This is a genomic window from Bacillus sp. P14.5 (assembly GCF_003316765.1).
Taxonomy (GTDB): Bacteria; Bacillota; Bacilli; order Bacillales; family Bacillaceae_B; genus Rossellomorea.
This window is the reverse complement of sequence record NZ_NIJF01000113.1, coordinates 65,845-78,673: the sequence shown is the minus strand read 5'-3', so window position 1 is coordinate 78,673 and position 12,829 is coordinate 65,845. Positions and strand designations below refer to the sequence as shown.

Here is a 12,829-nt window from a genome sequence, read left to right as displayed (position 1 = left end):
TTCCTTGAGACCTCTTCCCTGCTATTTTCAAGATTCTCGGGCCTCTAGAAGCCTCCTTGAGACCTCTTCCCGGCCATTTCCAATGTTCTTGGGTCTCTAAGAGCTTCCTTGAGACCTCTCCACTGCCATTTTCAAGAATCTCGGGTCTCTAGAAGCTCCCTTGAGACCTCTTCCCTGCCATTTTCAAGATTCTCGGGTCTCTAGAAGCCTCCTTGAGACCTCTCCCCTGCTATTTTCAAGTTTCTTGGGTCTCTAAAAGCTTCCTTGGGACCGCTTCCCTGCACTTTTTAATGTTCTTGGGTCTCTATAAGATTCATTTTGCTTTATTCTTAAATAATACGAATGTTTTCCATATCCCTTCATTGTAAAATGTCTAGAAAGAGCCTTTCTAATAACCTTTTTATCGCTTATAATCCCACACATGACCTGTATCTTATTAGTGGTCAGTTTTTCTTCGGGAAATAAGAGAATGAACTCCTCAACCGTCCTTACGATAGCTGCTGTCTTAAGTTCCTTTTGCCCACATCTATGACAAACAAGCGATACTCCTGACCCTGCCTCATAAAACCCATGACACCCCGGACAAAGAATCCCTTTCTGCAAATCCTCAAAACTATATTTAGGAAGCCGCAGATAAGGAGATTCCAGAATATGTTGTGAACGCAATTTTTCCGCAAGTTTCAAATCTGATTTACTAACCTTCAGAGACCGGCTCTGAAGGTTATTCATGAACCTGTTTAACTGTGGGTGATAAATAATGGAAGGGTTATCGGGAGCGTTATAAAGGTAAAACTCGGGGTTAATAAAAATAAGATATGATTCTACATTGTAGTGAAATCCAAGTTGCTGTGTATACTGGCGAATCAGTGATGACGTCCTTTTCAATTGAATCAAGGGATCTTTCTTTTCTTCACCGGAGGGGCTGATCCAGTTACCGTTTTTAATCTGGTAATCTCCTTCAAAGTTTTTCACTTCAAAGTGGAAGATTGTTTTAGAGGCCAGGGCGCAGGAATCTATTTGGAATATCGAGCCCTGATGTTCCAGCAGCAAATCGTTCAGGAACGCCAGCTCATTTTCCAGGGGCAGGGCCCATTCATCAAACATCCCTTCTCCCTGGTATCCTTTTTCAGAAGCAATTAACGATTTTTGGTCCTTTTTTGACAGCGAAGTTCTGGCATTCAAATATTTCAATAACTTCAATTCCTCAGATTCTACTCTTTTTTTCAATATCAATTAGCATCTCTCCTTTCTTGTCCATTTTATACCATATTCATTTTCCTTCCTATAAATTTCTTCGTAAAATTTTATTACTTCTGGACAGCAGGTTAGCTGCTTGGTAATTGACTCCCCTTGATTTGAGGAGCCGCAACACTTACTCAAAAAGACAACAAAAAAACAGAGGAAAAAACATCTCCCTCTGCTTTTAAAAACTCAAACTTATAACAAACTGTACAGCTTGATTTCAGGATTCTTATCCTGGAACCACCTCATGGCAAAATCATTTTCAAACAAGAATACCAGACGGTCATGCCTGTCTTTTACCAGCAGGCTTCGGGAACTGGACATTGAATCTTTTACATCTGATTCGTTTTCAATCCAGCGCGCGATTTTTCCTCCGATGTTTTCCATGATGACATCGACATTGTATTCATTTTTCATACGGTGTTCGAACACTTCGTATTGAAGCTGTCCAACGGCCCCGATGATGATGTCCTCAGTTCTCAATGTTTTGTATAACTGGATGGCGCCTTCCTGAACCAGTTGATGAATGCCTTTGTGGAAGTGTTTCTGTTTCATGACATTCTTTGCCGTGACCCGCATGAACAGCTCTGGTGTAAATTGAGGAAGCTTCTCATACTGAAGAAGTTCTTTGCCTTCCACAATTGTATCGCCTATTTGATACGTTCCAGTATCATACAGTCCGATGATGTCGCCGCTGACCGCTTCATTCACTGTACTCCGGTCATCAGCCAGGAATTGTGTGGACTGCGACAACTTAATTGATTTCCCCGTTCTTGAGAGGGTAACGCTCATCCCTCTTTCGAACTTCCCTGAACAAATCCGGACGAACGCTATGCGGTCCCGGTGAGCGGGATTCATATTAGCCTGGATTTTGAAGATGAATCCGGAAAATTCTTCTTTTACCGGATCCACTGCTCCCACATCGGCTTTCCTCGGCTGAGGAGAAGGTGCGAACTGCAGATAGGTTTCCAGGAATGTCTGGACACCGAAGTTCGTCAACGCACTTCCGAAGAAGACAGGCGTCAGTGTTCCATTGGCAATTTTCTCTTTGGAAAAGTCGTTTCCTGCCTCATTCAACAGCTGGACATCTTCAAGCGCCTGCTGATAAAGCCCGGATGACTTCAGCTCTTTATCACCAATAAGTTCTCCGTTTTCGTCAAGGGGAAGGAACTTTTCTTCCTCTTCCACCCTGAATTGTTCAATACGATTATGATGTCTGTCATAGATACCAAGGAATTCTTTTCCCATCCCAATCGGCCAATTCATAGGGTAGGAATCGATCTCCAGTACTTCTTCCAATTCTTCAAGAATCTCAAGAGGTTCTCTTCCTTGGCGGTCCAGTTTATTAATGAAGGTAAAGATTGGAATTCCTCTCATTCGGCAGACTTTAAACAGCTTGATAGTCTGTGCTTCTATACCTTTTGCAGAGTCAATGATCATGACAGCACTGTCCACTGCCATCAGTGTCCGGTATGTATCTTCACTGAAATCCTGGTGACCAGGAGTATCCAAGATGTTGACACGATAGCCGTCGTAGTCAAATGCCATGACGGAAGAAGTCACTGAAATTCCTCTCTGCTTCTCGATCTCCATCCAGTCGGAGGTCGCAAACTTTCCTGTTTTCTTTCCTTTAACCGTTCCGGCGTCCCTGATGGCACCGCCGAATAGCAGCAGCTGCTCAGTTAAAGTGGTTTTCCCGGCATCGGGATGCGATATTATAGCGAACGTTCTTCTCGAAAGAACTTCATCTTTTAGTTTATTCATGAAAAAATAACCCTCTCATCTTTAAAATCTCACTCTTCATCATATTCTTTCCTGCTCCTGTTTGCAATATAAACTGAAACCTAAACTACATTTCCCTTGTCCAATTATAAATCCGGGATGCCAGTTCAGTTGACTCCTCGACCGTAATTCTGTTAGAGGATATTGAGTGCTCCAGTTTCTCCTTCAGCATATCGCTTTCATATGTAAAATCAATCGACCATCCAATATCAGGAATGGCCACCATGAAGTACTCCTCTTTTTTATTCTCGTAAATGAAGACTTTTCGTTCCCTTCCTCCAGCAAAGCTTTTTCTTATTTTCATCCTGATCATCCTTTCTTTTTTAATTCTTGTATGAACGATTGAATTAATGATTAAAGGGAATAGTATTTTATCCACAGCCGGTTTTTAAACAGGCTGTTATCTTATTTGCTGGTTTCATGCATGCTGCCGGAACATTCCTAAGTTAAGAGCCTTCTGGTTATTATCAAAGGCTCTTTTGCAAAGATTGTGGATGTTTAAAAGGAATGGATTTCCGCTTCATGCGCACGACTCAGCGGGGCGGGCGTTGAGCCTCCTCGGCTTCACCTGTATAAAAAGTTGAAGCGCCCTGATCAGGCCCGACAGGCAAATGTTCCAAAGCGGAAAAAAGGCGGTCTTCCCTTTTATTGGCTTTGGGTTATTTGACACAGAGGGGCTGGGCGCTGCAACTAGAATGGGGGTCTCACCTGTCCCGCTAATCCCGCAGAAGGCCGTACGCCTTCCGCTCCAATCCTTCTCCGTAAAAGGGGAGGAAGAAAAAACCTTCAAAGCAACATTCTTTTTGAAATGAACCTTCTAAAAGACGCTTCTCGATACTAAGGAGTTTCTCATCAAACGCAGAAGAAACTGATTTCTCATTTGATCACTATTTACGGAAATTTAGGAATTCAAATGAAAACACAGTAAAGTTTAAGAAATGCACAGATATCCCGTTTCCACTGCCCTCCAACTCAAGGCAATATTTCAGAATTGTTCCACCTTTTCCTCATTATTATATTGGTATCTTGGATAAAATGCCTGAAATTCAACATACTAAGAATGCTTTCGACAAAAAGTGCAAATTAAGGGTTTACATGAAGAAAATTTTAAAGTAATCTTACTATCCTAGCAAGAATATTACATAAGAGGTGAGAGATTTGCAGTATATTTGGGGTATCTTAGGTATTTTGGTTGTTATGGCCATAGCATTCATCTTTTCCACGCATAAGCGTTCCATCAACTGGAGGACGGTACTTGGCGGCCTTGCCATTCAGCTGTTCTTTGCTTTTATCGTTTTGGAAACAGGCTGGGGACAATCGGTATTGGAAGGATTTACGAAAGTAGTCAATAATATTATCAACTACTCCAACGAAGGCATCGACTTCCTGTTCGGCGGATTGTTCACAGATGATTCGAATATAGCTTTTGTATTTGCATTCAACGTTCTGCCTGTAGTCATTTTCTTTTCTTCATTGATATCAGTATTGTATTATCTGAAAATCATGCAGGTGTTCATTTTCATCTTGGGTGGAGGACTTTCCTGGCTTCTTGGAACGAGGAAAGCGGAATCCATGTCGGCTGCTGCAAACATATTTGTCGGCCAGACCGAGGCTCCATTAGTTGTACGCCCTTTCCTTCCTAAAATGACAGAATCCGAATTGTTTGCTGTCATGACAGGAGGACTTGCTTCAGTAGCCGGTTCGGTCTTAATCGGCTACTCATTGCTCGGCGTGCCGCTTGAGTATTTGCTTGCGGCAAGCTTCATGGCTGCTCCAGCCGGCTTGGTAATGGCGAAGTTGTTTATTCCTGAAACGGACGATAAGCCAGAGCCCAAAGAATTTGAAATGGAAACGGACTCTGAGTCCACGAACGTGATTGATGCTGCCGCAAGAGGAGCTTCAGTCGGACTTCAACTGGCATTGAATATCGGAGCAATGCTTCTTGCATTTATCGCGCTTGTTGCATTAATCAACGGTATTCTCGGTTTATTCGGCGGATTGTTCGGAATCGACAACCTGTCTCTGGAATTAATACTTGGGTATGTTTTCGCTCCTTTGGCATTTGCAATAGGGGTACCTTGGGGCGAAGCGGTCCTTGCCGGGAATTTCATTGGCCAGAAGCTGGTCATCAATGAATTTGTTGCTTATTCAAATTTTGCTCCTCAGATTGGGGATCTGTCCGAAAAAACTGTTGCTATCATCAGTTTCGCTCTTTGCGGCTTTGCCAACCTTTCTTCACTTGGCATCCTTCTTGGAGGACTTGGCAACCTTGCCCCTAACCGCCGGAAAGACATCGCGCGTCTAGGTTTGAAAGCCATCGCAGCTGGAGCACTTGCTTCACTGCTGAGCGCGGCCATTGCGGGTATGTTTGTGTAAGTAATCTGCTATAAACAACAATACAAAGAGTTATTAGTAATAAAGAGTAAAAGAGGCTGGGACAAAAGTAGAAAACTAATTGATGCAAGTAGAAATCATCGAAAATAAAACCGCATGAGATTAAGGTTATATACTTGATCTCATGCGGTTTTGTTATTAGGCTCTTACCTTAAACATGTTATTTTTTAGATTAGGTTATCCGCCAGTTCCTGATCGTAGGCGGATTGGAGCGGAAGGTGTGCGACCTCCTGCGGGACTAGCGGGACAGGTGAGACCCCGCAGGCAAAGCCGAGGAGGCTCAGCGCCCGCCCCGCGGAGTCGTGCACCTGGAGCGGAAATCCTTTCTTTATACTCAGACACATTCTTTTGAAAAGAGCTTTTTATAAGGTTTTGTCCCAGCCTCTTTTTGTTTTTTGCTTTCTAACTCAACTTTTTCTATACTGAAAGCTGGAGAAAAAGGAGATTTTCTATGTTTAAGATAAAGAAATTCAACATCATTGGAGGCAGAGTGATCAAAACGGCCATCGCTGTTTTTGTGACGGCCCTCATCTGTTATTGGCTTAATCTTCCGACGGCTTTTGCTGTGATTACAGCCATTGTGACAGTTGAACCTACTGCTGCGGATTCTATCAGAAAAGGCCTGATCCGTTTTCCCGCTTCCGCCATAGGGGCTGCGCTGGCCATTCTCTTTACATCCCTATTTGGTGATACCCCGGTAACTTATACTCTGGCTACCTTGTTCACCATTGTCATATGTCATAAACTGCATTTGGAGGATGGCATGCTAGTCGCTACGTTGACTGCTGTCGCGATGATACCCACTACAAATGATCATTACCTTTTATCCTTCGTATCCAGATTGGGTTCAACGAGCATCGGCCTTATCATATCCACACTTGTCAATATCTTTGTTCTTCCCCCAAATTATTCACCGCGGATCACTACGATGATTCACAATTTATTTGTAAAAACAGGAAACCTTCTTGAAAGCAGGGTAATCGAGCTAGTTCTGGCTAAACAGACGGAATTCAAGACTCGTATCTCATTTCAGGAAGTGAATAAATCGATGGATACGATTGAGAAGCTCTGCCGGTATCAGCGAAAGGAATGGAAATACCACCGCCACAGCCGGAAAGATATGAAATTATTCCATTACGAAAATAAAAAATGAGTATATTAAGACAAATTCATTATCACTTAGGCAATCTAATCCTTCTTCCCCAGCACGATATCAAGTGGGATGAGGAGAAGCAGACGAAGGTTATTGCCGCTGTACAGTCATTGGTAGAGATCATCCAGGACCCCGCACATTTTATTTCAAAGGAGCATTATCATAAATACAAGGATCTTCTTGAAGAATTCTGGGATATCCGCTCACAATTAAAAGAAGTCAAAGAAAACGACCATCACCATTTTTTCTCGACAGAAACCATTTTGCTTTATGAATTGCTTTCTATCCAGGATTTAACGGAGGAGCTTTCACATATCTACGCCATGCAGCATAGGAATGATACAGAGCTGATGCAATCCGAAAACGGATGACGCTGCCAACACGTTTAAAATGATCCAATAAAAGCAGCGCAAGGATCTAAAGTTCCAGCGGCGTAATCTTCACCTTCATAAACTAAGACTGTTTTCGCATACATTGTTGCTTTCGGAAAAATCCCAAGAGCCGGATTTTTCCCAGGATAATGATGTTTTCTCTCTAAGCAGAGTGAGCAGCTCTTTTCTTTCTTGCTTACCAGGATATTAAAGGTGATTTACCTTACCAACTCATTTTAAAAGCAACAAAGTTTACGAAAAGAGCCCAAACTAAAGAAGTTTAAGATTACAAGCCGGCAATTGTAAAAGGCTTTCGACAAAAAGAGCCGATTGTGTACAGAGGAAAAACCCACGAAAACAGCCGCAAAAAAAAAGCCAAGGAACTCCTTGGCTTTTTATATACCGTATTTCTCTTTACAGCGCTGAATGGCAATCTCCTTGTCACTGTGCGGATACTTAGTATTTTCGATGATTTGATAATCTTCATGGCCCTTACCGGCAAAAATGATGATATCACCAGGTTCGCTTACATCGATTGCGTGTTGAACGGCTTCTTCGCGATCACCGATCAGCGCAAAATTCTCATGCCTCATCCCTTTTCCAAGATCGTTGACGATACTGTCATAACTTTCATAACGCGGATCATCGGTAGTCAAGATCACATAATCCGCTATGGAAGCCTTCTCGGCCATTGCCGGGCGTTTGGATTTATCTCTATTTCCCCCTGTTCCGACAAGGAAGATAATTTTATTCTCCTTGAAAGGAAGCACAGATTGAATAGCATTTTCTATAGCGTCAGGAGTATGGGCATAGTCAATATACATCGATAGCGGCGCATCGGAAGCTACCTTTTCCATACGGCCATTGACAGGTGGAAGTTCCTTGATGATCTTCACCAGTTTCTCTACCGGCATACCTTTTGCGAACAGACTCGCCATGGCAGCGAGAATATTGTATACATTAAATTTACCGAGCAGCTTGGATTCGACTTGGTATACTCCTTCAGGTGAATGAAGTGTGAAAACGGTCAAATCGTTATAATAGCTGATTTCTTCGGCTTTAAAGTCTGCATAGGATTCGAGACCGTAACTGATGATCTCATGAGCTGTCATTTTAGAATATCTGTCATACCATTCATCATCACTATTGAGAACTGCATACTTAGGCTTGGATAAATCTTGGCCTAACTGAGAAAAAAGCAACCCTTTTGCATACCCATAGTGCTCCATGGTCTGATGATAATCCAGATGATCGTGACTGAGATTCGTGAATGTGACCACATCAAAATCCACTCCCCAAAGCCTGCCTAGGGTAAGCCCATGTGAAGAAACTTCCAATACCATATTCTCGATATCCCTGTCCAATGCCTTCTGAATCATTTCCTGATTGGTCATGACATCACATGTCGTGTTCTCACTCGGAAATAACTCTCCATTCAAATCAAAACCGATAGTGCCGGAAAGTGCGGAACGCTGGCCGTCCTTTCGCAGGATGGAATGGATCAGGTTTGTCACGGAGGTTTTTCCGTTTGTCCCTGTCACACCAAATACATTCAGCTTCAAGGACGGATAATCATAGTATTTATTGACAAGCTGCCCCATCGCTTTGAAGGTATCCTTTACAACGACAAGTGCCGCCTTTTCCAAATCGATATCGAGCTGCTTTTCAGCTATGATTAAAACCGCTCCCTTTTCAACGGCATCATGAGCGTAATCATGGCCATCCACTGTAAAGCCCCTGGTACAAATAAAAATGTCACCGTGTTGGACCTTTCGTGAATCAACATGTAAGTAGGATATATTTGAAGGAAGCTCTCCATAAATGGTCTTCACTTTTAAAGTTGATAACAATTCATATGTATTCATATTTACTAACCTCACAATGTGTTGTTGAAATCATTTACCTTCTATTGTATATTACCACCGGGAAATTGAGAAGAAAAAGAGCACTCTTTCCTAGAGGCATTTTCAGCAATTAAAGTGTCTGCCAAAAGAAGGGGCACTTCTCCCTTTCCTACCCTCTGTATCTTCCGCATAATAAATTGATGAAAAAATGGCTTCTTCGACCGCTTCAGCCGCTCCCTTAAAGATGTCATTCATGACTGGATGATCCTCTCTGATCATTTTCATCTCTTCAAACATTCCTTCTTGCTGATGTTCCACTCTATTTTCAGTAGTAAAAGCAATGACGACATCACCGCTTCCATGATGGATACTGCTGCCTGACCTGGAAAGACCCACTACAGCCCTTTTGGCTAATCTTTTTAACTGTCTGTCTGACATAGGGACATCCACAGCAAGTATGATCATGATCGACCCATCTGGGAGCTTTTCTTTAGTTGGATTAAGACGTTCAGCCAGGAAATGATTTTCTTCCCTTCTGCCAAAATTGGTTTGTACCAGGCTCGCTGCTGTGAATGTCTCCTCTCCTGCTTTAATAATTCTTGAGGAGGTTCCGATTCCACCTTTAAATCCCAGGCACAGCGTTCCTGCCCCCGCCCCTACAGCTCCATTCTCAGAAGGGGCTGTGGTTGCAGCTCTGATGGCTTGCACTGCATGAGACGGCTTCACTGCCTGAAGCCTAACTGAATTAAGATAACTGTCATTACATTCTCCGACAACAATGTTCACCGATCCGGTACTTTCCCCAATCTCTGGAGTTTGATCGAGCATATATTCCAGGGTGCCCTGCCATACATTCCCTACCGAAAATGTATTCGTCAGCATAATCGGGGATTCAATCAGACCCAATTCATCAACTTGGATGAGACCGGCAGTTTTACCGAATCCGTTAATGACATAGCTGGCGCTGCGTACTTTCTGGAGAAATAAATTTTGGCCATGCGGGAGGATGGAGGTTACACCTGTCTGGATCTTTTCACCATTTTCACGGTTTTCTGACAAAGTGACATGCCCCACTCTCACACCCTCGACATCTGTTATGCAATTATTTTTGCCTCTCGGTAAATCACCTATTGAAAACAGATTATTCATACGTTCACCTCATTATTCCTTTCCAGTATATTTCCATCTTACTTTAAATTTCAACAGAAACGTCCTTTTTCCCTTCATTTTCGTTCTAAAGGGCTGTTTTCGCAACGTTTTTTTCGCAAAGATTGTGGAAGTTGAGAATTAAAGGATTTACGCTCCAATCCTCCTACGTAAAGGGGGTAAGGTGAAATCTTATTCTAAAACAAAAAAGCCTCTTAAATAGTAACGGGTTCTGTTTTGAAGTACAAACTTCAAATTATCCAAAGAAATGGTTGAGTTATTCACACCCAAAAAGAATGTCTATTGATTTCCACTCCAGGTGCGTGACTCCGCGGGGCGTGCGGTGAGCCTCCTCGGCTTCGCCTGTGGGGTCTCACCTGTCACGCTAGTCCCGCAGGAGGTCACACACCTTCCGTTTCAATCAAATCATTGCTGACTTCCTTAAAATATATACTCTCCTTTATATTAATATGGGAATAAAAGTGCAAAGGAAATCGTGCCACAAATTTTGAAGAACAAAAAGTTCTGTCATTTGCTTTTTAGGTTACATTTTGTATTACCAATTGAACAGATTAACCAGCAAGAATACCGTTAAACCAAGGAAAAAGGATTGTCAAAATCGATGCGATTTGGTACTCCTTTTGATATGTAATTTTTATTTTGTACTCGAAAACAGAACCCGTTACTTAAATAGAGTGTTTTAGCATTTATTGTAGCTTTCGAAAATATTCCATGTGTAGGATCCTTCCCGCATACAAAGATTCGCTCTCTTTAAACGGGGGAAAAACTCTTTTCTTCTTGCTTACCCAGAAAATCTCCTGTACGAAAAGAGCCTTTCCAAAGATAGCAGCTGTTTTTAAGAGTAATGGATTTCCGCTTCGTAAAAGGCGGGGAGGATCAACCAGCACTCATAAGCAGCCAACTTGTAGAAAAGAGACTTCTAAAAAGAAGATCCCTGCCTAATCCGGCAGAGATCTCTTCAGGTTGTAATACCTTATTTCATATACTTCTTCTATAAAAGGACAAAGCCATTTTCACTCATCAGGAATCGCTATTGCGGTTTCCGCCTTTTCTGCCAATATCCTGATAGAAGTCCTTATCGTGGTTTCGGCTTGTGGCTTCGCCGCCTTTTTCTCCGATATCCTGATAAAACTCTTTGTCATGGCTGCGGCTCGTCGCTTCTCCGCCTTTTTCTCCGATGTCTTGATAGAACTCTTTGTCATGATTGCGGCTTGTTGTTTCTCCGCCTTTTTCTCCAATGTCTTGATAAAACTCTTTGTTATGGGAGCTGCTTGTCGCTTCGCCGCCTTTTTCTCCGATGTCTTGGTAGAATTCCTTATCATGATTGCGGCTTGTAGCATTACCGCCCATACGTCCTGCTTCTTCGCGTGACATCTTACCATTGTTCTTAGAATCATTTCTGTTGTTTGCCAATCTAAACACTCTCCTTATAAAAAGTTTAGTATTTAGCTTTAAGAAGCTTACATTAGTGTATTAACCTTCTAAAAAAGATCTAAACAAAAATGGTCGAAAAAGAGCTGATTACAATATATTTCCTCTCAGTGACAGTCACGCCCCGGATATTGTCGATTGCAGACATAGGGACAATAAATAAGAGGTAGCCTGCATTAGCGGGCTCCCTCTATACTATTCTTCTTACTCTGTCATCGACGATTGAACATAATGATAAAGCAGTTTTTCAGTGTGGAATAAGGAAGATTCATGGGTTCTTTCATAAGCATGGGATGCATCGATCCCTGCTCCTACTAGTCCATGAATGATATCATGGCCGGCACGGATGGCGGCTGATGCATCAGACCCGTAATAAGGATAAATGTCCACCTTGTAGTCTATGTCATTTTCTTTAGCAAGATTGACCAGGTGCTGCCTTAAGCCTAAATGATACGGACCGCTGGAGTCTTTCGCACAGATGGAAACAGTATATTCGTCAGAGGACTGTCCATCCCCGAGTGCCCCCATATCAACAGCCAGGTATTCCACCGTCTCAGGTGTAATATTGGAGTTTCCTCCGTACCCGATCTCTTCGTTGTTGGAGATAAGGAAGTGGGTAGTATAGGGCAATGTAATATTATCTTCTTTTACTTTTTAATTAATTGAAGGAGCATGCCCACACTTGCCTTATCATCAAGGTGTCTTGATTTAATGTAGCCGCTCTCCGTGATTTCTGCACGTGGATCAAACGAGACAAAGTCCCCGACTTCGATCCCCAGCTCTCTTACTTCTGCCGGATTAGAAACTTTTGCATCAATGCGCACTTCAATATTCACATCATCACGCTTCGCATCGCCTGCATTTTTGTATACGTGAACTGAGGTCTGGTGCATAAGGATGGTACCGGAAAATGTTTTGCCGGATGAAGTTTCAATGGTACAGTATTCCCCTTCGACAGCATTCCAGCGGAAACCTCCGATCATGGACAATTTCAGGCGGCCGTCGCTTTTGATATCTTTGACCATAGCTCCCAGAGTATCAACATGAGCGGTCAGCATTCTGTGTCTGCTGCCATCCTCACCCGGGATACTGAGGATCAAGCCGCCTTTTCTGTTTCTGTACATTTCATAGCCAGTGTCCTTTAAATAGTCCTCTACGAAAGAAATAATCGTATTTGTATTCCCTGATGGGCTTGGGATGGATACAAGCTGTTTGATCAGCTCCATCGTACTTTTTGTGTTTGGATATGTAGTCATATAATCAATCTCCTTTCCCCTTTTGTTCCATTATAGCCTAAAAGCAGACCGGCATAAATGCCAAAGCCTGCCCCTCATTATTACATCACCCTCTCTCCAAGGCGGACTGGTCTTATAGAACGGCAAAAGCTGCGGGTGATCACAATAAACTGGTTGATGGAGCACAGCTGCGATAAAGACATTTTCTGC

General features: G+C 42.7%; 10 protein-coding genes and 1 pseudogene. 4 read left to right on the top strand and 7 right to left on the bottom strand.

What is annotated here, in order from left to right; translation table 11 throughout:
* Positions 1–252 precede the first annotated feature (252 nt).
* The 3 genes from B9Z54_RS22280 to B9Z54_RS22270 all read right to left on the bottom strand — a co-directional run bounded on the left by B9Z54_RS22280 (position 253) and on the right by B9Z54_RS22270 (position 3,328).
* Positions 253–1,233 carry a nuclease-related domain-containing protein gene (locus tag B9Z54_RS22280; RefSeq protein ID WP_113930542.1) on the bottom strand — a complete coding sequence of 327 codons (981 nt, stop codon included), beginning with the start codon at positions 1,231–1,233 and terminating at the stop codon, positions 253–255.
* 204 nt (positions 1,234–1,437) lie between these two features.
* Positions 1,438–3,006: a peptide chain release factor 3 gene (locus B9Z54_RS22275; protein ID WP_113930541.1), complete on the bottom strand. Its 1,569-nt coding sequence runs from the start codon at positions 3,004–3,006 to the stop codon at positions 1,438–1,440.
* 85 nt (positions 3,007–3,091) lie between these two features.
* Positions 3,092–3,328, bottom strand: coding sequence for a YueH family protein (locus tag B9Z54_RS22270; protein ID WP_113930540.1), 237 nt, complete (start codon positions 3,326–3,328; stop codon positions 3,092–3,094).
* Positions 3,329–3,635: 307 nt separating this feature from the next.
* On the opposite strand from B9Z54_RS22270, the gene B9Z54_RS22265 reads away from it, so the two are divergent.
* The 4 genes from B9Z54_RS22265 (at position 3,636) to B9Z54_RS25965 (ending at position 6,942) form a co-directional block, all read left to right on the top strand.
* Positions 3,636–3,836: a hypothetical protein gene (locus B9Z54_RS22265; RefSeq protein WP_113930539.1), complete on the top strand. Its 201-nt coding sequence runs from the start codon at positions 3,636–3,638 to the stop codon at positions 3,834–3,836.
* 346 nt (positions 3,837–4,182) lie between these two features.
* The gene (locus B9Z54_RS22260; protein ID WP_113930538.1) at positions 4,183–5,400 is read left to right on the top strand and encodes a NupC/NupG family nucleoside CNT transporter; all 1,218 of its coding nucleotides are present in this window, start codon (positions 4,183–4,185) and stop codon (positions 5,398–5,400) included.
* A gap of 469 nt (positions 5,401–5,869) precedes the next feature.
* Positions 5,870–6,571, top strand: a complete 702-nt coding sequence (locus B9Z54_RS22255; protein WP_240190064.1) for an FUSC family protein — start codon at positions 5,870–5,872, stop codon at positions 6,569–6,571.
* The gene (locus tag B9Z54_RS25965) at positions 6,568–6,942 is read left to right on the top strand and encodes a hypothetical protein (protein ID WP_240190063.1); all 375 of its coding nucleotides are present in this window, start codon (positions 6,568–6,570) and stop codon (positions 6,940–6,942) included. The genes B9Z54_RS22255 and B9Z54_RS25965 overlap by 4 nt, the downstream gene beginning before the upstream one ends.
* A 395-nt stretch (positions 6,943–7,337) precedes the next feature.
* Here the strand turns inward: B9Z54_RS25965 and B9Z54_RS22250 are convergent, their stop codons facing one another.
* From B9Z54_RS22250 to B9Z54_RS22235, 4 genes and pseudogenes are all read right to left on the bottom strand, one after another.
* Positions 7,338–8,807, bottom strand: coding sequence for a UDP-N-acetylmuramoyl-L-alanyl-D-glutamate--2,6-diaminopimelate ligase (locus tag B9Z54_RS22250; RefSeq protein WP_113930537.1), 1,470 nt, complete (start codon positions 8,805–8,807; stop codon positions 7,338–7,340).
* Positions 8,808–8,909: 102 nt separating this feature from the next.
* Positions 8,910–9,935, bottom strand: coding sequence for a DmpA family aminopeptidase (locus B9Z54_RS22245; RefSeq protein WP_113930536.1), 1,026 nt, complete (start codon positions 9,933–9,935; stop codon positions 8,910–8,912).
* Positions 9,936–10,973: 1,038 nt separating this feature from the next.
* Positions 10,974–11,327 (bottom strand): glucose starvation-inducible protein GsiB, encoded by a 354-nt coding sequence (gene gsiB / locus B9Z54_RS22240; protein ID WP_113930548.1) that lies wholly within the window; start codon positions 11,325–11,327, stop codon positions 10,974–10,976.
* Positions 11,328–11,588: 261 nt separating this feature from the next.
* Positions 11,589–12,640: pseudogene (locus B9Z54_RS22235) on the bottom strand (M42 family metallopeptidase).
* Positions 12,641–12,829 lie beyond the last annotated feature (189 nt).

Bases quoted from the DNA above. Each gene is read 5' to 3' on its own strand.
- B9Z54_RS22255 (WP_240190064.1), top strand. From the start codon at position 5,870: ATGTTTAAGATAAAGAAATTCAACATCATTGGAGGCAGAGTGATCAAA.
- B9Z54_RS22265 (WP_113930539.1), top strand. From the start codon at position 3,636: ATGTTCCAAAGCGGAAAAAAGGCGGTCTTCCCTTTTATTGGCTTTGGG.
- B9Z54_RS22270 (WP_113930540.1), bottom strand. From the start codon at position 3,328: ATGAAAATAAGAAAAAGCTTTGCTGGAGGAAGGGAACGAAAAGTCTTC.
- gsiB (WP_113930548.1), bottom strand. From the start codon at position 11,327: ATGTCACGCGAAGAAGCAGGACGTATGGGCGGTAATGCTACAAGCCGC.
- B9Z54_RS22245 (WP_113930536.1), bottom strand. From the start codon at position 9,935: ATGAATAATCTGTTTTCAATAGGTGATTTACCGAGAGGCAAAAATAAT.
- B9Z54_RS25965 (WP_240190063.1), top strand. From the start codon at position 6,568: ATGAGTATATTAAGACAAATTCATTATCACTTAGGCAATCTAATCCTT.
- B9Z54_RS22275 (WP_113930541.1), bottom strand. From the start codon at position 3,006: ATGAATAAACTAAAAGATGAAGTTCTTTCGAGAAGAACGTTCGCTATA.
- B9Z54_RS22250 (WP_113930537.1), bottom strand. From the start codon at position 8,807: ATGAATACATATGAATTGTTATCAACTTTAAAAGTGAAGACCATTTAT.